18 protein-coding genes are annotated in these 21,881 nt (G+C 70.1%); 4 read left to right on the top strand and 14 right to left on the bottom strand.

Going from position 1 to position 21,881, the window contains the following annotated elements; translation table 11 throughout:
* Positions 1-19 precede the first annotated feature (19 nt).
* Positions 20-3,517 (bottom strand): DNA-directed RNA polymerase subunit beta, encoded by a 3,498-nt coding sequence (gene rpoB / locus ACYVGQ_RS12445; protein WP_460784960.1) that lies wholly within the window; start codon positions 3,515-3,517, stop codon positions 20-22.
* Between the two features lie 205 nt (positions 3,518-3,722).
* The gene (locus ACYVGQ_RS12440) at positions 3,723-4,751 is read right to left on the bottom strand and encodes a peptidase C39 family protein (protein ID WP_460784959.1); all 1,029 of its coding nucleotides are present in this window, start codon (positions 4,749-4,751) and stop codon (positions 3,723-3,725) included.
* A 51-nt stretch (positions 4,752-4,802) separates the two neighbouring features.
* Here ACYVGQ_RS12440 and ACYVGQ_RS12435 point away from each other — a divergent pair, with 51 nt between their 5' ends.
* On the top strand, positions 4,803-5,690 hold the full coding sequence (locus ACYVGQ_RS12435; protein ID WP_460784958.1) for a TIGR01777 family oxidoreductase: 888 nt from the start codon (positions 4,803-4,805) through the stop codon (positions 5,688-5,690).
* Between the two features lie 276 nt (positions 5,691-5,966).
* Here ACYVGQ_RS12435 and ACYVGQ_RS12430 read toward each other — a convergent pair whose 3' ends face one another.
* The 4 genes from ACYVGQ_RS12430 to ACYVGQ_RS12415 are packed head-to-tail and all read right to left on the bottom strand — an operon-like array spanning position 5,967 to position 10,611.
* Entirely contained in the window at positions 5,967-7,496 is a 1,530-nt protein-coding gene (locus ACYVGQ_RS12430; RefSeq protein WP_460784957.1) for a glycoside hydrolase family 3 protein, read from the bottom strand.
* A complete protein-coding gene (locus ACYVGQ_RS12425) occupies positions 7,493-8,326 on the bottom strand; it encodes a carbohydrate ABC transporter permease (protein WP_460784956.1) in 834 nt (277 codons plus the stop codon). Before ACYVGQ_RS12425 ends, ACYVGQ_RS12430 begins: the two co-directional genes overlap by 4 nt.
* Positions 8,323-9,303, bottom strand: coding sequence for a carbohydrate ABC transporter permease (locus ACYVGQ_RS12420; RefSeq protein WP_460784955.1), 981 nt, complete (start codon positions 9,301-9,303; stop codon positions 8,323-8,325). The genes ACYVGQ_RS12425 and ACYVGQ_RS12420 overlap by 4 nt, the downstream gene beginning before the upstream one ends.
* 24 nt (positions 9,304-9,327) lie before the next feature.
* Positions 9,328-10,611, bottom strand: coding sequence for a sugar ABC transporter substrate-binding protein (locus ACYVGQ_RS12415; protein WP_460784954.1), 1,284 nt, complete (start codon positions 10,609-10,611; stop codon positions 9,328-9,330).
* A 138-nt stretch (positions 10,612-10,749) separates the two neighbouring features.
* On the opposite strand from ACYVGQ_RS12415, the gene ACYVGQ_RS12410 reads away from it, so the two are divergent.
* From ACYVGQ_RS12410 to ACYVGQ_RS12400, 3 genes are all read left to right on the top strand, one after another.
* Positions 10,750-11,616, top strand: coding sequence for a spermidine synthase (locus tag ACYVGQ_RS12410; protein ID WP_460784953.1), 867 nt, complete (start codon positions 10,750-10,752; stop codon positions 11,614-11,616).
* Between the two features lie 137 nt (positions 11,617-11,753).
* Positions 11,754-12,281 carry a hypothetical protein gene (locus ACYVGQ_RS12405; protein WP_460784952.1) on the top strand — a complete coding sequence of 176 codons (528 nt, stop codon included), beginning with the start codon at positions 11,754-11,756 and terminating at the stop codon, positions 12,279-12,281.
* A gap of 46 nt (positions 12,282-12,327) precedes the next feature.
* Positions 12,328-12,816, top strand: coding sequence for a SprT-like domain-containing protein (locus ACYVGQ_RS12400; protein WP_460784951.1), 489 nt, complete (start codon positions 12,328-12,330; stop codon positions 12,814-12,816).
* Positions 12,817-13,598: 782 nt separating this feature from the next.
* On the opposite strand, the gene ACYVGQ_RS12395 is transcribed toward ACYVGQ_RS12400, so the two are convergent.
* The 8 genes from ACYVGQ_RS12395 to ACYVGQ_RS12360 form a co-directional block, all read right to left on the bottom strand.
* Positions 13,599-14,282 (bottom strand): 2-phosphosulfolactate phosphatase, encoded by a 684-nt coding sequence (locus ACYVGQ_RS12395; protein ID WP_460784950.1) that lies wholly within the window; start codon positions 14,280-14,282, stop codon positions 13,599-13,601.
* 94 nt (positions 14,283-14,376) lie between these two features.
* Complete coding sequence (locus ACYVGQ_RS12390; protein ID WP_460784948.1) at positions 14,377-15,840, bottom strand: ABC transporter permease; 1,464 nt, start codon at positions 15,838-15,840, stop codon at positions 14,377-14,379.
* Positions 15,837-16,598: an ABC transporter ATP-binding protein gene (locus ACYVGQ_RS12385; RefSeq protein WP_460784947.1), complete on the bottom strand. Its 762-nt coding sequence runs from the start codon at positions 16,596-16,598 to the stop codon at positions 15,837-15,839. The genes ACYVGQ_RS12390 and ACYVGQ_RS12385 overlap by 4 nt, the downstream gene beginning before the upstream one ends.
* 157 nt (positions 16,599-16,755) lie before the next feature.
* Positions 16,756-17,391, bottom strand: coding sequence for a response regulator (locus ACYVGQ_RS12380; RefSeq protein ID WP_460784946.1), 636 nt, complete (start codon positions 17,389-17,391; stop codon positions 16,756-16,758).
* Entirely contained in the window at positions 17,388-18,620 is a 1,233-nt protein-coding gene (locus ACYVGQ_RS12375; RefSeq protein WP_460784945.1) for a sensor histidine kinase, read from the bottom strand. Before ACYVGQ_RS12375 ends, ACYVGQ_RS12380 begins: the two co-directional genes overlap by 4 nt.
* Positions 18,621-18,677: 57 nt before the next feature.
* Positions 18,678-19,469, bottom strand: a complete 792-nt coding sequence (locus ACYVGQ_RS12370; RefSeq protein ID WP_460784944.1) for a class I SAM-dependent methyltransferase — start codon at positions 19,467-19,469, stop codon at positions 18,678-18,680.
* 217 nt (positions 19,470-19,686) lie between these two features.
* On the bottom strand, positions 19,687-20,877 hold the full coding sequence (locus ACYVGQ_RS12365; RefSeq protein ID WP_460784943.1) for an AMP-binding protein: 1,191 nt from the start codon (positions 20,875-20,877) through the stop codon (positions 19,687-19,689).
* A 73-nt stretch (positions 20,878-20,950) separates the two neighbouring features.
* Complete coding sequence (locus tag ACYVGQ_RS12360; protein WP_460784942.1) at positions 20,951-21,859, bottom strand: 1,4-dihydroxy-2-naphthoyl-CoA synthase; 909 nt, start codon at positions 21,857-21,859, stop codon at positions 20,951-20,953.
* Positions 21,860-21,881: the final 22 nt, after the last annotated feature.

Raw genomic sequence — 21,881 nt, 5'->3', positions numbered from 1 at the left:
TGTCGAAATCTCGCCGAGATCAGATCTCGTCGATCGAAGCGGACTCGAAGCGGCTGGAGATGTTGATCCCCAGCTCCTCAGCTGCGCGGAAGGCCTCGTCGTCGGTGTCCCGGAGGTTGACCGCGGTGCCGTCGGCCGAGAGGACCTCGACGTTCAGGCAGAGCGACTGCATCTCCTTCATGAGCACCTTGAACGACTCCGGGATGCCGGGCTCCTGGATGTTCTCGCCCTTGACGATGGCCTCGTACACCTTGACGCGGCCGAGGATGTCGTCGGACTTGATCGTGAGGAGCTCCTGCAGCGCGTAGGCGGCGCCGTAGGCCTCGAGGGCCCACACCTCCATCTCGCCGAAGCGCTGACCGCCGAACTGCGCCTTGCCACCGAGCGGCTGCTGGGTGATCATCGAGTACGGACCGGTCGAACGCGCGTGGATCTTGTCGTCCACGAGGTGGTGGAGCTTCAGGATGTACATGTAGCCCACCGAGATCGGCGCGGGGAACGGCTCGCCGGAGCGCCCGTCGAACAGCTGCGTCTTGCCGGAGGAGTCGATCAGCCGCACGCCGTCGCGCGTCGGCGTCGTCGAGTCGAGGAGACCGGAGATCTCCTCCTCGCTCGCACCGTCGAACACCGGGGTCGCGACCTTCGTGCCCGGGGCGGCCTCGAAGGCGTCCTTCGGGAGCTTGACCGCCCACTCCGGGTTGCCCTCGACCTTCCAGCCCTGCTTGGCGATCCACCCGAGGTGGGTCTCGAGGACCTGACCGAAGTTCATCCGGCCGGGGATGCCGAGCGGGTTCAGGACGATGTCGACCGGGGTGCCGTCCGCGAGGAACGGCATGTCCTCGATCGGGAGGATCTTCGCGATGACGCCCTTGTTGCCGTGGCGGCCGGCGAGCTTGTCGCCCTCGGTGATCTTGCGCTTCTGGGCGATGTAGACCACGACGCGGCGGTTCACGCCGGAGCCGAGCTCGTCGTCGCCGTCCTCGGCATTGAACTCCTTGACGGCGATGATCGTGCCCTGCTCGCCGTGCGGCACCTTCAGAGAGGTGTCGCGGACCTCGCGGCTCTTCTCGTTGAAGATCGCGCGGAGCAGGCGCTCCTCCGCACTCAGCTCGGTCTCGCCCTTGGGCGTGACCTTGCCGACGAGGATGTCACCGGGACGGACCTCGGCGCCGATGCGGATGATGCCGCGCTCGTCGAGGTCCTTCAGCAGCTCGGGGCTGACGTTGGGGAGGTCACGGGTGATCTCCTCCTTGCCGAGCTTCGTGTCGCGGGCGTCGACCTCGTACTCCTCGATGTGGATCGAGGAGAGGGTGTCGTCCTTCACCAGGTCCTGGCTGAGGATGATCGCGTCCTCGAAGTTGTAGCCCTCCCACGTCATGAAGGCGACGAGGAGGTTCTTGCCGAGGGCGAGCTCGCCGTTCTCCGTGGCGGGTCCGTCGGCGATGACCTCGCCCTTCTCGACGCGCTCGCCAGCCGAGACGACGACCTTCTGGTTGTACGACGTGCCCTGGTTGGAGCGGTCGAACTTGCGGAGGTAGTACTCCTGCGTCCCGCCCTCGTCGAGCATGACGACGACGCGGTCGGCCGAGACCTCGCTGACGACACCGGCCTTCTCGGCGGTGATGACGTCGCCGGCGTCGATGGCCGCGAAGCCCTCCATACCGGTTCCGACCAGCGGGGAGTCGCTGCGCAGCAGCGGCACGGCCTGACGCTGCATGTTGGCGCCCATGAGCGCGCGCTGCGCGTCGTCGTGCTCGAGGAACGGCACGAGCGAGGTCGCGACCGACACCATCTGGCGCGGCGAGACGTCCATGAAGCCGATCTCCTCGGGGTGGAACATGTCCACCTCGCCGTCACGGCCACGACGGGCGAGCACGCGGTCGTCCGCGAAGTGGCCGTCCTTCTTCAGGACGGCGTTCGCCTGGGCGACGACGTGGTCGGCCTCCTCGGACGCCGTGAGGTACACGATCTCCTCGGTGACGCGACCGTCGACGACCTTGCGGTACGGGGTCTCGATGAAGCCGAAGGAGTTGATGCGCGCGAAGGTCGCGAGCGAGCCGATCAGGCCGATGTTCGGACCTTCAGGCGTCTCGATCGGGCACATGCGGCCGTAGTGCGAGGGGTGCACGTCGCGGACCTCGACGCCGGCGCGGTCGCGCGAGAGGCCGCCGGGGCCGAGCGCCGACAGGCGGCGCTTGTGGGTGAGCCCCGCGAGCGGGTTGTTCTGATCCATGAACTGCGACAGCTGCGAGGTCCCGAAGAACTCCTTGATCGCGGCGACGACGGGACGCACGTTGATCAGGGTCTGCGGCGTGATGGCCTCGATGTCCTGCGTGGTCATGCGCTCGCGGACGACGCGCTCCATACGGGACAGACCGGTGCGGACCTGGTTCTGGATGAGCTCGCCGACGGCGCGGATGCGGCGGTTGCCGAAGTTGTCGATGTCGTCGACGGAGAGGCGGATCTCCGCCTTCTTCCCTCCGCGGATGCCCTCGAACGTCTCGTCGCCGCGGTGCACGCGCACGAGGTACTTGATCGTGGCGACGATGTCGTCGACGGTCAGGACCGAGTCGGACAGCGAGGCGTCGAGGCCGAGCTTCTGGTTGATCTTGTAGCGACCCACCTTCGCCAGGTCGTAGCGCTTCGGGTTGAAGTAGAAGTTGTCCAGCAGCGCGCGGGCGGCCTCGGCGGCGACCTGCTCGCCGGGACGGAGCTTGCGGTAGATGTCGCGCAGCGCGTCTTCCTTGGTGAGGATGGTGTCCTTCGCCAGGGTCTCCTCGATGGAGCCGAAGCCGGCGAACTCGGCGAGGATGTCCTCGCTGGAGAGGCCGAGGGCCTTCAGGAACACGGTGACGGACTGCTTGCGCTTGCGGTCGATGCGCACGCCGACCTGGTCGCGCTTGTCGATCTCGAACTCGAGCCATGCACCGCGGCTGGGGATGACGCGGGCGGAGACGATGTCTTTGTCGCTGGTCTTGTCGGGCGTCTTGTCGAAGTAGACGCCGGGCGAGCGGACCAGCTGCGACACGACGACGCGCTCGGTGCCGTTGATGATGAACGTGCCCTTGTCGGTCTGGAGCGGGAAGTCGCCCATGAAGACCGTCTGGGTCTTGATCTCACCGGTCTGGTGGTTCATGAACTCGGCCTCGACGTACAGCGGGGCGGCGTAGGTCTTGCCGCGCTCCTTGCACTCGTCGATCGAGTACTTCTCCGGCTCCAGGTACGGGTTCGTGAAGCTCAGCTGCATGGTCTCGCTGAGGTCTTCGATCGGAGAGATCTCCTCGAAGATCTCCTCGAGCCCTGAGACCTCGTTGACGTCCTTGCGGCCGGCCTCGCGGGCCTCGGCGACGCGGGCCTTCCAGGCCTCGTTGCCGACGAGCCAGTCGAAGGACTCGGTCTGCAGCGCGAGCAGGTCGGGGACCGTCAGCGTGTCGGAGATCTTGGCGAACGAGAGGCGGGATGCTCCGCGTCCGTTCTTGGTGGTGGTGGATGTGGATGCGTTGCGAGCAGCAGCCAAGGGAATAACCTCCGTGAGCCCCGCGGGGCTTCTCGATTCCTTTGTCGTCAGGTGGAGTGCGCGCCCGAATGCTCAACGAGATGCCGACCACCATATGAGGGCACGGAGAAGCGAGCGCAACTATTTACTATACGTCCGATTTCGCGACATGTCCAGTCGGATCCTTGACCAATCCCGGATGCTGCGGTAAAAGCCCCTCGATCGCTCAGCCGATGCGGACGACGCCCCGGTACCCGTCCTCCTCCAGCGCCGCCATGTCGTCGAGCGACGCGTCGGCGATCGGAAGCAGGTGCGCATCGACCCAGGTGTCGCCCGTGGCGGCGGAGGCCCAGGGGTCCTCTACGAGGATCGCTCCTGGCACACCGGCATGGCAGAGCACCCAGTGCGGCACGGCGAAGCCCTGCATCCTCTCCAGCGACAGCGCGAGCAGCACCTGCTCCCCCTCGGCGATCGCCTCCCGGATCTCCGAGATCGGCATACGGCGCTCCTCGATCGGGAGGCCGAGGGCGACGGCATCCGCGCGGGAGGAGCGCTGCAGCACCGCACGCCACTCCTGTTCGGCCTCGGGGAGATGCCCGACCATCACCGGACGCGCGGCGTCGAGGGAGATGCGGACGCGGGCGGCCGGCCACCTGCGCCGCACGGCGACGCCGAGACCCACCGGCTCGCAGGCGGGGAAGTTGTTCGCCGTGCGCCAGAACGCGAGTTCCGCGGCACGGTCGAAGGTCTCCTCGCCCGTCCTGGTCCGCGCCATGAGGGAGACCACGGCGCCGCAGGTGAAGCTCTCGGTCTGCCGGTAGTACGGCGGCTCCGCGACCTCTGCGTCGACGAGCCAGCGGACGTATCCGCTCTCAGGCTCGTCCGTACCGATCGCGCTCTCCAGCGGTGGACGCAGCGCAGCGAAGCCGAGTGCGGCGGCATCCACGGCATCGACCGTCCAGCCCTCCCATTTCACCTGCACGAGTCCGCGGGAGCCGGCCAGCTCGATGAGAGCGACGATCAGGAGGGCCCTGTCGCCGGCCGCGTCGACGATCTTCAGGTAGGCCGAACCGGTGCGGGCGGAGACGAGGGCGGCGCAGAGCCACTCGTCGCCGTCGACGACCGCGACGATCTCCGGGCTCCGCGCGGACCGCTCCGCCGAGGCCCACCGCTGGATCGTCTCGTCCGCGAAGAGCCCGAACGCGCGCTCCGGGATCGTGGCGGCGACGTACGGCAGGACGAGGGTGCGCGGCATCCCTCCAGACTAGGGCGACGCGCACAGGGAACGGCGGGTAGGGTGCCGGACATGAGGATCCTGCTGGCCGGCGCGAGCGGCCTGATCGGCTCGGAGGTCGCCCGTCATGCCGCCGGGGATCATGAGGTCCGCGCGCTGGTGCGACGCGCACCCTCTCGGGATCACGAGGCGAGGTGGGATCCCGCGGACGGCGAGATTCCGCAGCGCGCGGTCGATGAGGCGGATGCCGTCATCAGCCTCTCCGGCGCCAGCCTGTCCCGTCTGCCCTGGACCCGCGGCTACCGAGAGGAGATCCTCCGCAGCCGCGTGACGGCGACCACGACCATCGCGCGGGCGATCGCGGCGAGCCGGACGCCGCCGTCGGTCTGGGTGTCGGCGTCGGCCGTCGGGATCTACGGGGACCGCCAGGGCGAGACGTTGAGCGAGAGCGCGCCCCGCGGCAGCGGATATCTCTCCGACGTGGTCGCCGCATGGGAGGCCTCCACCGCGGCCGCGGCGGGCAGCACGCGCATCGTGCACGCGCGGACGGGTCTCGTGCTCGCGGGATCCGGCGCGCTGAAGCCGCTGCTGCTGACCGCCCGGCTCGGGCTGGGGGCGACCGTGGGGAACGGGCGGCAGCACTGGCCGTGGATCTCGCTGGAGGATGAGGCACGGGCGATCCTGCACCTCGCGACCGCGTCGCGGCTATCCGGTCCGGTGAACCTCACGGGCCCTGCGACCGCGATCTCGAAGGATGTCACGACAGCGCTGGCACGCGCCGTGCACCGACCGCACCTGTTCCGGCTCCCCGCGTTCGCGCTGCGCGCCGCGATGGGACGAGCTGCGGACGAGCTGCTGCTCGCGGACCAGCGCGTCGAACCCGCCCGCCTGCGGGCGGACGGCTTCGCGTGGCGGACGCCGACGGTCGAGGATGCCGTCGCCGCCGCCCTGACCGCCTGAGCGCGGACGGCCGGCGCGGGCGGTTTCCGTGCCCGCTCGCCGAGCGAGGACGGCGCAGCCGAAGCCTTCCCACCCGCACGTTGAGCGAGGACGGCGCAGCCGATCGAGTCGAAACGCCCCCAGCACAAACCCCGTTTCGACTCGCTCCGCTCGCTCGACGAACGAGAAGAAAAGACCCGCGCAGCGACCCCCTGCCCGCACGTTGAGCGAGGACGGCACAGCCGACCGAGTCGAAACGCCCCCAGCACAAACCCCGTTTCGACCCGCTCCGCTCGCTCAACGAACGGCGGCGAAGGGCACCCGCTCGACGAACGAGGCAGAGGGAGTGGACCTCCCCCAGCGCTCGAGAAGGACCTCGCGGGCGACCTCGGCGGAGATCCGGCTCGCGGCGCCGACCTCGAGCAGCGGCAGGGGCAGCCGGCCGCCCGCCGGAAGACCGACGTTCACGAGGACCGCGCCGGGATCGCTCGCCGCGACGCGATCGACGAGATCGCGCTGGGCCTGCTCGGTCTCCGGACGATCCACGAGCAGCGCGAGGCGTCCACCCGCGGCGCGGGCCGCGTCCAGGGCGGCGGCGACGGCATCCGGAGACGCCGCGGCCAGGTCGAGCCGCACCCGGAAGTCATCGCTCGCGAGTCCTGCCGCCACGTAGTCGGCGGCGCTGTCGACGGCGAGCGTCGAACGTCGTCGCGCATCGACGACGGCCAGCGCGGATGCCGGGGCATCCACCGCGCCGACGGCACGGATCGCGCGGCGCACGATCGACCGCACCTCCTCGCCGGCATCCACCTGAGGCTCCGCGGCCGCGAGCTTCCCGGCCAGCGTGCGCACCCGCTCGCCCGCCTCGGCGACGCGATCGCGGGACAGCGTGCCGTCGCGCAGCGCGGCGACGATCGCGTCCCGGGCGGCGAGGAAGTCGCGCTCGTCCTGATCCGGGTGCGCGGCCGCCCCCGGATTGGTCGGGTTCCCGATGCACAGCAGGTCCGCCCCGGCGGCGAGAGCCAGCACCGCTCCCCCGCCGATCCCCACGCTTTCGCGCACGGCGGCCATGTCGAGCGCGTCGGTGATGACGACTCCGCCGAAGCCGAGCTCGCGGAGCATCCCGAGCACGCGCGGGTTCAGCGTGGCCGGCGCCTCGCCCCAGGCGGGGACGACGATGTGCGCCGTCATCACGGCATCCACGCCGGCGGCGATCGCCGCCCTGAACGGCTCCAGATGGACCGAGGCGATCTCCTCGGGATCGACCTCGATCACCGGCAGTGCGTGGTGGGAGTCCACGTGGGTGTCGCCGTGGCCGGGGAAGTGCTTCACGCACGCCGCCACGCCGCCGCCCTGTAGGCCCTCGACCACGGCGGCGACGTGCCGCGACACGAGCGCGGCATCCGCCCCGAACGAGCGGACCCCGATGACGGGGTTGCGCGGATCGGTGTTGACGTCCGCGACAGGGCCCAGCACGACGTTGATCCCCGCCGCGCGGGCGCGACGTGCGAGCTCGCCTCCCGTGGCACGGCTCGCCGCCGTATCGTCGACGACGCCCAGCTGCCATGCCCCGGGCAGCGTCGATCCGGCGGCCGCCTCGAGGCGCGTGACGCTGCCGCCCTCCTCGTCGACTCCGATCAGGACGTCCGGGTTGGCCGCGCGCAGCTCGGCGCTCAGCTCCGGCAGGCGATCCGACACGTTCTGGGCGAAGTACACGACGCCGGCGAGGCCTTCGCGCAGCTCGGCGAGCAGCCACTCCGGCGCCTCGGTTCCGAGGAACCCGGGCCAGAGCACGCCGTTCGCGAGCCGGATCAGCTCGTCGCTCATCCCTTCACCGCCCCCGAGACGAGGCCGGCCGAGAGCCTGCGCTGCACGACCACGAAGAAGATCATGACCGGGATCGTGATGATCGTGGAGGCCGCCATGATGCTGCCCCAGTCGTTGGAGTGCAGTCCGAAGAACGACTTCAGACCGATCGCGACGGTGTACTGATCGCTCGCCCCGCCCAGCATCGTCATGGCGAAGATGAACTCGTTCCACGCGGTGATGAAGCTGAAGATGCTCGTCGCGACGAGGCCGGGCATGACCAGCGGGAGGAGCACGGAGCGGAACATCCGCCACCAGCTCGCGCCGTCGATGTAGGCGGCCTCCTCGAGCTCCACGGGCACCGCGGCGACGAATCCGCGCAGCATCCAGATCCCGAACGCAAGGGACAGCGCGACGTACACGACCATGAGGCCGAGGATGCTGTTGAGCAGCCCGAGGCTCTTCACCTGGAGGAACAGCGGGATCACGAGCGCCTCGAGCGGCACCATCTGCACGACGAGGATGAGCATGAGGATCGTGGTGCGGAACCGGAAGCGGAATCGCGCGACGGCGACCGCGGCGAGCAGGCACACGAGGGCGCTGACGAGCACCGTCACGAGCGCGACGATCGCGGAGTTGCGCAGGTAGGTGCCGAAGCCGCCCTCGGTGAGGACGAAGGCGAAGTTGTCCCAGGTGAACTCCTGGGGCAGCAGTGACTGGCCGCCGCTGGACGCCTTCTTGTCGAAGGCGCTGGAGATCATCCAGTACACCGGGAAGAGCGTGAAGACCAGGACGGCGGCGACGCCGATCCCGATGCCCAGGCGCGAGAGGGCGGAGGGACGGGGGTTCACAGTTCGTCCTCCTTCATGAGCGAGCGGATGTACACGATCGTGATGCCGATCAGCACGAGGGTCAGGAGGACGGCGAGCGCGGCGCCGAAGCCGTAGCGGTTCTGTCCGAAGGACTCCACGTACGACCAGACGCCGAGATTGAGGACGGATCGGTTCGATCCGGATCCGCCCGGCATCAGATACACCTGGGCGAAGACCTTGAAGTCCCAGATCGTGGACAGGATGATGACGACCGAGAAGACCGGCCGCAGAGTCGGGAAGACGATGCTCCAGAACCGCCGCCAGGCGTTCGCGCCGTCCAGGGCCGCAGCCTCGAGCATCTCCTTCGAGACGCCGAGGAGACCGGCGAGCACGGTGATGGCCACGAACGGGAAGCCGTGGTGCACGACGTTCAAGAGCACGATCGCGTAGAACGACCACTGGTTCGTGAACCAGTTGACGGACTGGTCGATGAGTCCGAGGTCCTTGAGGACCGTATTGAAGATGCCGCGGTCGGCATCGAAGATGAAGGTCCAGACGTAGGTGCCGGTCACGGCGGGCATCGCCCACGCGACCATGATGCAGCTGGAGACGATGGTGCGCCACACGGTGCCCAGGCGCTGCAGCAGCAGAGCGACGAGGGTGCCGACGGCGACCGTCGCGAAGACGGAGACGGCGGCGAAGCCGACGGTGTTGGGCAGGACGACGGTCCACAGGGTGGAGTTCGTCAGCGCCTCGACGTAGTTGTCCAGCCCGATGAAATTCGTCTCGCCGGTGTTGATCTGCCGCAGCCCGTAGTCCTGCAGCGAGTAGATGAACACCTGGACGAGCGGCCAGAGCATCAGCACCGCGAGGATGATGAGCCCGGGGGCGAGCAGGAGCCATGGGCGGCTCCTGGCCCAGGTCAGGGTTCGGCCTCTGCGGCCTCCGGCCACGGAGGCGGGGGTGTTGCGCCCCGCCTCCGTGGTGGTCGGAACTGGTGCTTGCACCATCGACATGAAGGGTTACTGCCTCACTGGTCGTTACTGGTTGAGCAGCTCGGTCATCTCGGCCGCGGCATCCTTCGTCGCGGTCGCGACGTCCTTCTGCCCGCTGAGGATCGACTGGATCATCGCGTTGGTCGTCTTCTTCGCCTGGACGGCGCCGAAGTTCGGGGTCACCGGCACGGATGCTCCGCCGTCGACCATCTGCTCGGCGAACGGCGCGACCAGCGGGTCGGTCGAGGCGAGCGCCTCTTCCATCGCCGACTGGACGCCGGGGAAGTAGCCGGTCTCATCGGCCCACTTCTCGGCGAACTCGCCGGTGGTCATGAGCTCGACGAACTCCCAGGCGAGGTCCGCGCTCTTCGTGGTGTTGAAGATCGACAGGTGCGAGCCGCCCAGCACCGACGGCGCGATGCCGCCGTCCTGGCCGGGGATGACCGCCGCGCCCAGCTTGCCCTCGAGGTCGGGAGCGGTCTCGAGGATCGAGTTCGGCGTCCACGAGCCGGAGAGCATCATCGCGACGTTGCCCTGCGTGAAGGCGTCCCGGAGGTCGGTCTCCTTCCACGTGGTCGCGCCGGCCGACGAGAAGCCGTGCTTCGTGGCCAGATCCGTGTAGAACTGGATGCCCGCCTGCGACTCTGCGCTGTCCAGCTCGCTGGTCCAGGTGTCGCCGTCGAGCGTGGCGACCTCGCCGCCGGCGCCCCACACCCAGGGGTACACCTGGAACTCGGCGTCGCCGGGCACGGGGAAGGGCAGCATGTCGGGGTGGGCGGCCTTGATGGCCTCGCCCGCGGCGATGATGTCGTCCCAGGTCTTGGGCGCCTCGAGCCCGAGCTCCTCGAAGACGTCGGCGCGGTAGATGATCGAACGGACGCCGGCGTACCACGGCATGCCGTAGAGCTCGTCGTCGTAGGTTCCTGCGACCTCGAGTCCGTCGACGAGGTCGTCGCGCAGACCGTCCTCGCCGTCCACGTACTCGTCGATCGGGAGCAGCGCGCCCGCGTCGGCGAACTCGGCCGTCCAGGTGGTGCCCGTCTCGGCGATGTCGGGAGTGGTGCCGCCGGCGATCGCGGTCACGAAGCGGTCGTGCGCGTCGGCCCACTGGACCTCTTCGAACTCGACGGTCGCGCCGGTCTGCTCCTTGAAGGCGTCGGCCACCTCGTCCAGGAACGCGGTGGAGTCGGGGTTGGTCCCCTGCATGATCCACACGCTGAGGGTCTGGCCCTCTCCGTCCGCACCGCCGCCGCCGTCGCCGGAGCACGCGGCCAGGCCCAGCATTGCCGTGACGCCGAGCGCCACAACCGGAAGAATACGCTTCTTCATCGGGTACATCTCCTCGTTGAAAACTGCCTCGACTGCACGGGGTTGCAGGCCGATCAGGAAAAAGTATCCACGACTAACAAAATACCTGCAAATCCTCGCCGAGATCGTCACACACCCGTAACACGTAGGGTTGGGGGCATGGGAAGAGCACGGGGACGCGACGTCGAGCACCCCCGCGCGCGCCTCGATCACGGCGGCGTCGCGACGATCGAGCCGAGCGAGTTCACCAGCGGCTTCGAACTGATCGTCGACGGGACACCGCAGTCGCACGTCGATCTGAACGACCCGACGCACTTGCACTTCGAGTACGTCGTCCGGATGGGCGCGGTGATCGACCAGCTGCGCGAGCAGGGGCAGGCGCTCACCGCCGTGCACCTCGGCGCCGGCGCCCTGACCATCCCCCGCTACGTGGAGGCGACCCGCCCGGGATCGCGCCAGCAGGTGATCGAGCTCGAGGCGCCCCTGGCCGCGCTCGTGCGGGAGCATCTGCCCCTGCCGCGCTCGGCGTCCATCCGGATCCGGATCGGCGACGCCAGGGAGGGAGTCCGGCGGCTCCCCGACCCTCTCTCCGGCGCCTGCGACCTCGTCGTCTCCGACGTCTACTCGGGGGCGCAGACCCCCGCGCATCTGACGAGCGTCGAGTTCTACCGGGAGCTGTCGGCTCTGCTCGCCCCCGCTGGCGTACTGCTGGTCAACGTCGCCGACGGACCGGGACTCGCCTTCGCCCGGCGTCAGGTCGCGACCGTCGGAGCCGTCCTGCCGGAGGTCGCCGTCCTCGCCGACACCCAGGTGCTCAAGGGACGGAGGTTCGGCAATCTCGTCATCGCGGCGTCCGCCTCGACGCTGCCGACCGAGTGGCTCCCGCGGATGCTGGCCGCCGGCCCGCATCCGGCCAAGATCGCCCAGGGCGCGGAGGTGGCCGCCTTCGCGCAGGGGGCGCGCATCGTCACGGATGCCGACGCCACCGCCTCGCCCAAACCGGACGCTTCGATCTTCCTCCGCTGACACGCTGCACTCGCCGGTGACCTCCGTGCCCGCGGGGTCGACCTTCGGCCAGTGATCCCGGCGTCCGGGGCGTGCCGCCCGGAGAGCACGTCCCGCGGCAGGCAGACTGGAAAGGCAGTGTGCGGAAGGGAGATCACATGAGTTTCATCCGGGGGTACGACCCCGAGACCCTTCGCGAAGTGGTCGATCTCGCAGAATGCGCCGAGCGCCTGACGGAGATCGAGGGGCAGCGGAGCCTGCCCGCGATGCTCGAGCGGGTCTGGCTGCTGAAGGTGCTCGATCGCCTGGACGACGCGCTCGCCCTCTCGGAGGAGACCGTGCGGCAGGCGCGCATGGCCGGAACCCGCAAGGACGTCCTCCGCGCTCGCGTCCTGCACGCCACGATCCTGCAGTTCCGAGGCGCACACGCCGCGGCCGATCAGGAGCTCGCCGCCTGCGCCGATGAGGCCGAGGGGCAGCGCTGGGGTTCGATCGGGGCGTTCGCCCACCAGCATCGCGGCAAGAACGCCTACGACGCCGGCGACCTCGAACAGGCCAAGGAGAGCTTCAAGCAGTCCCTGTTCCTGCGCCGCGAGGCGGGTGCTGCGGATGCCGACCTGGAGACCGTCCTGCTCGCGATCGAGGCGGTCGAGCGCCGTCGCGTGGCGCAGCCCGTCGCGAGCTGAGCCGCATCCGCGCCGGGATGTCTCCGGGGTGTTCTAGCCTGGAGACATGGCGGAGTTGGACCGTGTGCGCATCTGGGGCGAGGCGCTCATCCGAATGCATCTGGACGACACGTGGTCGTTCGGGTTCGACAGCGCGAAGCGGCGTGCCGGGCAGTGCGACTACCGCGCGAAGCGGATCACCGTCTCGCGCTACCTCGCCGCCCGTTTCGAGGATGACGAGATCCATCAGGTGCTGCTGCACGAGGTCGCGCATGCGCTGGCCGGCCATCAGGCCGCGCACGGGCAGGCATGGAGGCGTGTCGCACGCGAGCTCGGCTATGTCGGCGGCACGACCCACCACGGCGAGACGGCCACCGAGCTCGCGCCCTGGGTCGGCCGGTGCCCCGCGGGGCACGTGACGTATCGGCATCGTCGTCCCTCACGGGCGACGAGCTGCGCGAAATGCTCCCGCACCTTCGATCCGCGGTTCGAGTTCGAATGGACGCGCCGCGAGATCACCGCCGCGACGCGACTCGCCGCCCAGACGCCGCGCTGAGGCGCGCCCGGCGGGTTTGCCTATACTCGCGCTGCCGAGTGGTCCGCCCTCCCAGGCTCGCGCTGCTCGGTGGTTTGCCCTCTCGCACTCGCGCTGCTCATCCCAGACCTGCGCTGCTCATCCCAGGCCTGCGCTGCCCATCCCAGACCCACGCTGCTCATCCCAGGCCTGCGCTGCCCATCCCAGACCCACGCTGCTCATCCCAGGCCTGCGCTGCTCATCCCCAGGCCTGCGCTGCTCATCCCCAGGCCTGCGCTGCTCATCCAAGACCCACGCTGCTCTTTCACGCGTGCGCTGCTGAGAAACACGCAGCGCACGCGGGGAAAAGCAGCGCGACACAGAAGACGGCAGCACGACCCGGAAAAGCAGCAGCGCGTCACAGGAACAGCAGCGCGACCAGGCAAGCAACAGCGCGACCCCAGGAAGCAACAGCGCGTCACAGGAACAGCGCGCCCAGGGAACAGCAGCGCGGCCTAGGAAACAGCGGGGATATGGAGTTCAGGCGAAGGCGGCGAAGGCGCCGTAGGAGCATCCGCTCCGCTGCTGCACCATGCCCGTAGCCCCTCCCAGTCTCTCACCTGTTCCCGCCTCCCACCTGTTTCTTCTTCCGCCCCGCCCCCTTCCCTGACCCTGCCTGCTCCTGCCCGCGTTTACGCTGCTCATTCCGGAGTCGCGCGGCGCTTATATGCATGCGCTGCTGAGAAACACGCAGCACGGGCGGAGAAAAGCAGCACAACGCAGAAGGCAGCAGCGCAACACGGAAGGCGGCAGCGCGACCCGGCTCAGGTGAAGGCGACGAAGACGCCGTCGCGGAGGACGGGCACCACGGCGGTCGCATCGAGCTCCGCAGCATCCGCGACCGTCGTCGGCACCAGCCCGGAGGCCTCGATGCGCCCCGTCGCGGCGACGCCGTCCGCCAGTTCGCGGCCGGATCCGGATGCCGTGAGCAGATGCCGCAGCGCGCGGCGAAGCCCCCTGGCCGATTCGCACGCTGCCGCAGCCTCGGGCGAGGTGTGGTCGATGCCGAGATCGCTGAGCGCGGCGATGATCGCGCCCGCTCCGAGATGATCCTCGACGGCGAAGCGGAGTCCGCCGTCCGGGGTCCGCTCCCCCGCCGCGATGACCGCGACCGAGGTGCGCTGCCGCCGGCGGTCCTGGATCTCGAGCACCGCCCTCGCGAGGGCCGAGGCGTTGCGGATGCCGCCGACCAGCACGGTCTCCGCGCCGAGCGCCGCCGCGACGACGGCCGCGCCGTTCAGAGACCAGCCGGTCGCGCCGTTCAGCGACCAGCCGGTCGCATCGTCGAGCTCGACAGTGCGGCCGGCGGCGACGGCATCCGTCACGATCGAGGAGAACCGCAGCACATCCACGACGACCACCACATCGGCCGACGCGAGCCTTCGAAGACCCTCGACGCCCCATTCGAGACGGACCTGATACGCGGACTGGTCGAACGGATGCGGCATCCCTCCACCCTACGGCGCTGTCGCGCAGCACCACCGCGACGAGACCACGGGCTCACGAGGCTGCCGGCCCATGAGCGCCCGAGAAGGGCTGTCGTCAGTCGACGGCCAGCGCCTCGACCGGGGCGACGCGGGTCGCGAGGCGCGTCGGCGTCGCGGCCGCGACGAGTGTCAGCACCGCGGTCGCGACGACGATCACCGCGACGGGGACCCACGGCACCGCCGGGGCGACGATCCCCGCCGTCGCCTCGAAGAGCGGGGGCATCCGCACCGACCCCAGCAGCGACTGCGCCGCGATCCAGCCGTACAGCACCCCGAGGACGAGACCGGTGAGCGTCGCCGTGACGGTGATGTGCACGGCCTCGAGGAGGATCATCGATCTGACCTGCCTGTTCGACAGGCCGATCGCCCGCAGCAGGCCCAGCTCACGGCGGCGCTGGACGACGCCGATCGTGAGGAGGTTCACGAGCCCGACCGCCGCGATCACCGCGGAGATGCCGACGAGGACCATCATCACGGCCGCGAAGCCGTCCATGATCGCCGAGAACTGCGGATCGAGCTCGCCGCCCGCGGCTTTGGCCAGCAGCGCCTTCACCGACTCCAGCGCGACGGCGAACATCGTCACGAGCGTCACGCCCATGACGACGCCGATCGCCATCCGGCTGGACCGCTCCGGATACCGCAGCGCGTTCTCCGCCGCGAGCCTGGCTGTCGCGGAGCGTCCGAACAGACGCCCCACCAGACGCAGCACCGGCGGCATCACGAGCACCGCTCCGAGCGAGAGCCCTGTGAAGGACAGCAGTCCCCCGAAGAACGCGATGACGACGCCGAGGGGCGTGACCAGCCCCGCCAGGATCCCGAAGACCAGCAGCGCGACCCCCAGGATCACGAGGATCAACGCTCCGACATGACGTGCGGGACGACCAGCGGCGTCCTCATGGCTGCGCTCGACGGAGCCGCCGATCGCCTGCAGCGGCGTGACCGCGAGCACGCGACGCGAACCCGCCCACGCCGCGGCCCAGGTGGTCAGCGCGACGCCGATCGCCGGGATGAGGACGGCGGGCTGGACGAGCGAGAACTCCTCGATCGCACCGAGCAGGCGGTCGGCGACGACGATGCCGACCGCCGTGATCCCGATGCCGACGACGACGCCGGCGATCGCGCCGAGGACGCCCACGACGAGTCCTTGCCTGGCAGCCTCGATGCGCTGCGAGCGCGCTGTACCGCCGATGAGCCGCATCAGCGCGATCCGCCGGGTGCGGCCGGCGATGATCGTCGAGAAGGTGTTCGCCGTGACGATCGCCGCGACGTAGAGCGCGACGCCGATGAGCAGCACGGAGAGGATCGCGACGACGACCGCGAGCGTGCCGCTGTCGCCGATGTACGGGTCAGAGGTCAGCATCGCGCCGATGTAGGCCGTCGCCTCCACGAGGACGACGCCGAAGGCCGAGGCGAGCGCCGCGACGAGGATGCTCGCGCCCATGCCGCGGTCGCGCAGCCATCCGAGACGCGGTCCGGTCCGCGAGGTGTCGGGGACGAGGGATGCCGTGACGACGGTCATGCCGGCACCTCCGCGGCGAGCATGTACGCCGCGATCTGCTCGGCGCTCTGCCGCGGATGATCGGCGACGATGCGGCCGTCGCCGAGGTAGAGCACGCGATCGGCGTGGCTCGCCGCGATCGCGTCGTGCGTCACCATCGCGATGGACTGGCCGTGCTCCCGGCTGGCGGCCGACAGCAGCTGCAGCACTTCGCGGCCGGTGGCCGAGTCGAGGTTCCCGGTCGGCTCGTCGGCGAAGACGAGATCGGGCGCGGTGGCGAGCGCGCGGGCGATCGCCACGCGCTGCTGCTGGCCGCCGGAGAGCTGATGCGGGCGATGTCCGAGCCGGGAGCCGAGTCCCAGCGTCTCGATGAGCCCGTCGATGCGCGCCCGTTCGATCGCGCTCGGACGGCGCCCGTCGAGCTCGAAGGGCAGGAGGATGTTGCCGAGGGCGTCGAGCGTGGGCACGAGGTTGAACGCCTGGAAGATGAAGCCCACCCTGCGGCGGCGCAGGATCGTCAGGTCGAGGTCGCCGAGGCCGGTGATCTCGGTGTCGCCGATCCATGCGCGGCCCTCGGTGGGCGAGTCGAGACCGGCCATGATGTGCATGAGCGTCGACTTGCCGGATCCCGAAGGACCCATGATCGCGGTGAACTGGCCGCGGCGGATGCCGACGCTGACGCCGTCGAGTGCGTGGACGGTGCCCTCGCCCGCCCCGTAGGACTTCTTCAGATGCTGCACGCGGGCGGCGAGCCCGAGGTCGGTGGTCGTGATCTCCATGCCTTCCACGCTACGAACGGCGCCCCCGCTCCGTCATCGCCCGCCCGTCTCATCCTCCGTACATCGCAAGGATGATCCTCGAATCAACAACACCACGCCGAGCGGACAGCGATACGCGTGCGCCTCGGCGTGGTGTTGTTGATTCGAGGGGAGGCGGTCAGGCGAGGCCGTGCTCGAAGGCGAAGACCACGAGCTGCACGCGATCGCGGAGCGCGAGCTTCGTCAGGATCCGGCTGATGTGCGTCTTCACCGTCGCCTCGCTGAGGAACTCCCGCCCGGCGATCTCGGCGTTGGAGAGCCCCCGGGCGGCGAGCGCGAAGATCTCCCGCTCGCGCTCGGTGAGATCCGCGTACTGCGCAGGCACCGGCCGCGGCGCCTCCGCGAAGTGCGCGAACAGGTCGCGCGTGGCGGACGCGGCGATCACGCTCGACCCGGACTGCACGGTGCGGATCGCGGCGAGCAGGAACTCGGGATCGGCATCCTTCAGGAGGAATCCGCTCGCCCCCTGCCGGATCGCGCGAGCGGCGGCCTCGTCCAGGTCGAAGGTCGTGAGCATGACCACCTTCGGCGGATCGGACTGCTCGAGCAGGCGCCCCGTCGCGGTGAGACCGTCCATCACCGGCATCCGGATGTCCATGAGGACCACATCCGGACGCGTCCGCGCGATCACCGCGAGGGCCTCCTGACCGTCCCCCGCCTCGCCGACGACCTCGAGGTCCGACTGCGAGTCCACGACCATGCGGATGCCGGCGCGGAACAGCGCCTGGTCGTCGACGAGCACGACGCGGATCATTCGGCACCCCCTGCTGCGGCGTCCTGGTCCTGATTCTGACGCGGATCCGCCGGGGAGATCGGCAGCCGCGCCCTGACGAGGAACATCCTGCCCTCGCGCTCCGCGCGCAGCACCCCGCCGACCAGCTGAGCCCGCTCGCGCATGCCGATGATGCCATGCCCGCCGCCCGTCCCGGCAAGGCGGACGGCATCTTCGACGACGTTGCCCACCACGATCTCGACGCCGTCCGGATGCCAGGCGAGCCGGACGTCGACCTCCTGCCCCTCTCCGTGCCGGATGGCGTTCGTGAGCGCCTCCTGCAGGATGCGGTAGACGGCGAGCTGGATCGCGGCGGGCGGCTCCCCCGGCGGCATCGGATCGATCGTGATGCTGGGCTCGATGCCCGCCTGGCGCACCTGGGCGAAGAGCGACTCCAGGTCGGCGAGCGTCGGCTGCGGACCGTCGCCCTGGCGATGCCTGAGCTGCGTCAGAAGCATCCGCACGTCGCTCAGCGCCCCGCGCGCCGTCTGCGCGATCGTCGTCAGCGCCTCGGAGGCGGCGTCAGGGTCCGCGGCCGCCGCGTATCGCGCGCCGTCCGCCTGGGCGATCACGACGGCCAGCGAGTGGGCGACGACGTCGTGCATGTCGCGTGCGATCCGCACACGCTCCTGCTCCTCCGCCGTCGCGATCTCCGCACGTCTCTGCGCCTCGCGGATGCTGCGGGCTCTGAGGACCATCCGCCAGCCGAAGCCGGCCACCCACGCGAAGCCGAGCGCGAGCACGGACACGGTGATCAGCAGGATCGCGACGTTGAGCGTGACGTCGAGGCTGCCGAGGAGGCTGCCGTTGAGCGCCGTGATGTAGACGCCGGCGATGACGGCGCCCGCTCCAGCGGAGATGAGTCCCGCCCACATCGCTCGCTGCGTCCCCCACGCCGCCGTGGCGTAGAGGACCATGAGGATCGCGACGTTGAACGGCAGCGGCGAGACGCCGGCCGCCATCTGTGCCACCGCCCCGACCCAGGCGACGGCGAGGGCGATGCCGGGCGCGAGGCGTCCGATCCCCACGGCTGCGCACTGCAGCGCCGCGGCGATCACGGTCGCCGCGATGCCGGCCGCCTCCGAGATGCCGGTGTAGGTCAGGCCGCCCTGCGCGTAGAACACCAGCGACATCGGCGTCAGCACGACGAACAGCACCGCGGCGCCGGCGATGTCGAGGACGAGCGAGAGGCGGGACAGCGGACGGATCACGATTTCACGGTACGCGAACGGATGCCGCGGTTCATCCGCCGAGAGATGTATCCAGGCTCAGGCGCGCGCGATGATCTCGCCGTGCGGCACCAGGAACCAGCCGTCCTCGGCATCGGCCCACCGCAGCCAGGCCGCGCTGATGCGCTCGAGATCCGCGCGCGTCGCCATGCCGGAGTCCGTGAGCTGCCGTGCGAGCGCCGATTCCAGGATGCGGTCGGCCCACATCCCGCCCCACCATGCGCGCTCTTCAGGGGTCGAGTAGCACCAGGTCGACGCCGTCGCCGTGACCTCCTGGAACCCGGCGCTCTTCGCCCAGGACAGCAGTCGCCTGCCCGCATCCGGCTCGCCGCCGTTCGCGCGTGCGGCATCGCGGTACAGACGCAGCCATTCGTCGAGCTCGCCGAGCAGCGGGAACCAGATGAAGCCCGCGTAGTCCGCGTCGCGTGCGGCCACCACGCCGCCGGGCCTGGTCACCCTTCGCATCTCGCGCAGCGCCTGGACGGGGTCGGCGACGTGCTGCAGGACCTGATGCGCGTGGACGACATCGAAGGAGTCGTCGGCGAAGCTCAGCGCGTGCACGTCCTCGACGGAGAACGAGACGTTCGTGAGGCCGCGCTCCTGAGCCGTCCTGCGCGAGAGCGCCAGTTCCGCCGCTCCGATCTCGGTGGCGGTGACGCGCGCGACGTGCGCGGCGAACTCCGCCGTGATCGTGCCCGGACCTGCGCCGACGTCCAGGAGCGACGCCGCGCAGTCCAGGTGCGGCCGCAGATACTCTGCCGAGTTCGCGATCGTGCGGTTGCTGTGCGAGCGCAGGACCGATTCGTGATGCCCGTGGGTGTAGGTCGCCATCGCACCATTCTCGTGGATCTCCGGCGGGTCGACGAGGCCGGGCGACGGCGGACTCACGGATGCCGTGCCGGCATGCGGTGGACATCTCACGGATGCGATGACGATTCACGGACGTTTCAGGACGCCGCGTCCGCCGATCGTCCCTGGATCCGCCGATCGCCGCCGGATCCGCCAGTCGCCGGATCCGCCAGTCGCCGGCGGACGGGGACAACGCCCGTCACCGCAGCCCGGCGACCAGCCGGCGGATGGACGCACGGTCGGGCTTGCCCGAGGGCAGCATCGCGAGCTCGTCGACGAGGACGAGCCGCGCGGGCCTGGCGTGCTTGCCGAGCGCGTCCGCGACCGCCTCCCTGGCATGCGCGAGCTGCTCCGACTCGCTGCGTCGCAGCGCATCGCCGCGCGCCGCGACGACGACGGACGCCTCACCCCACCGCTCGTCGTCGACTCCCACGACGACGGCGCCGGCGAGACCGGGGATGCTGCGCACGATCCGCTCCACCCGGTCGAGAGAGACGTTGATCCCACCCGACACGATCACGTTGTCGGCGCGGCCGTGCACGCGCACGACGCCGTCCTCGACGAGTCCCAGATCCCCTGTGCGATACCAGCGGATGCCGTGCTCGTCCCTGGTGAAGGCGCGGTCGGTCAGCGTCTCGTCTCCGAGATAGCCCTCGGAGAGAGTCGGGCCGGCGATGCGCAGCTCGCCCGCCACGCTGCGGACCTGGACGGTGTCGAGGGGGATGCCGTCGTAGACGCATCCGCCGCTCGTCTCGCTCGATCCGTAGGTGCGGACGATCCGGATGCCGAGTTCGGCGGCGCGCTCGCGCAGCGCCTCTGGGAGCGCCTGCCCGCCGACGAGGATCGCCCGATACGCCCGCACCGCGCTGAGGACGACCGTGTCGCCGGCTGCTTCGATCAGCGTCGCGAGCTGGGCGGGAACGAGGGAGGTGTACAGCTCCGGGATGCTCCGGGACAGGGCGGCGCCGGAGCCGCCGGGGCTCTCCGAGCGCGACGGGCGCAGCATCGACAGCGTCGCCTCGGCGAACCCGCGGGGCGAGAAGCGGCCTTCCAGGAGCATCGGCGCGGTGCCGGCGAGCTGCGAGCGCACGAGCACCTGGAGCCCGGCGACGTATCCGGCGGGCAGCGCCAGCAGCCAGCGCCCCGCGCCGATGCGCGCGGCCGTCGCCGCAGCGGCCGCCCGCAGCGCCTCGCCCGTGAGCACGACGCGCTTGGGGATGCCCGTCGAGCCGGACGTCGTGATCACCGCGGCGGTGCCGTCCGGCACCTGCTCCGCCGGATCGGACGGCAGAGCGCCGAGGCCGAGCGCCGGCCCGCCGTCCAGCGCCCCGCGCAGCAGCTCCTGCACCCGGCGGGGATCGTCACCCGGGAGAGGCAGCAGGGTGGTCATCGCGTCGCCCGCGTCTTCCGGTACGCGATACGCGCCACCACCCGCATCACTTCGCCGCTCCGCATCGCCGACGTCAGTAGTGCCAGGGGAAGGCCGACCAGTCGGGGTCGCGCTTCTCGAGGAAGGAGTCGCGTCCTTCCACCGCCTCGTCGGTGCCGTAGGCGAGGCGGGTGGCCTCGCCGGCGAAGACCTGCTGCCCGACGAGTCCGTCGTCCACGGCGTTGAAGGCGAACTTCAGCATCCGGATCGCGGTCGGCGACTTGGTCAGCACCGTGCGGGCCATCTTCAGCGCTTCGCGCTCGAGCTCCGCATGCGGGACGACGCGGTTGACCGCCCCCATCTCGTAGGCGCGCTGCGCGGAGTACTCCTCGGCGAGGAAGAACACCTCTCGGGCGAGCTTCTGGCCGGTCTGACGAGCCATGTACGCCGAGCCGTAGCCCGCGTCGAAGGATCCGACATCGGCATCCGTCTGCTTGAACCGCCCGTGCTCCGCACTCGCGATCGTGAGGTCGCACACCACGTGCAGGGAGTGACCGCCGCCGGCGGCCCAGCCGGGGACCACGGCGATGACGACCTTCGGCATGAAGCGGATCAGCCGCTGGACCTCGAGGATGTGCAGGCGTCCGACCGCTGCGGCGCCGTGCCCTGCGACGACGGCCGTCTCGGCATCCGAGTACTTGTAGCCGTCGCGCCCGCGGATGCGCTGGTCGCCGCCGGAGCAGAACGCCCAGCCGCCGTCCTTCGGGCTCGGGCCGTTGCCGGTGAGCAGGACGGCGCCGATCCTGGCGTCCTGACGGGCGACGTCCAGCGCCCGGTAGAGCTCGTCGACCGTGTGCGGGCGGAAGGCGTTGCGCACCTCGGGGCGGTCGAAGGCGATGCGGGCGACCCCGCCGTCCACGGAGACGTGGGCGGTGATGTCGGTGTACGCCTCCGCGCCGGGCGCGAGCACCCATTCCGCGGGGTCGAAGAGCTCGGAGACCATGGCTCCAGCCTATTCCCGCGCC

The sequence above is a fragment of the Microbacterium tumbae genome (assembly GCF_054780175.1).
Note: the sequence above shows the minus strand (reverse complement) of the source record. Positions and strands in the feature narration are given on the sequence as shown.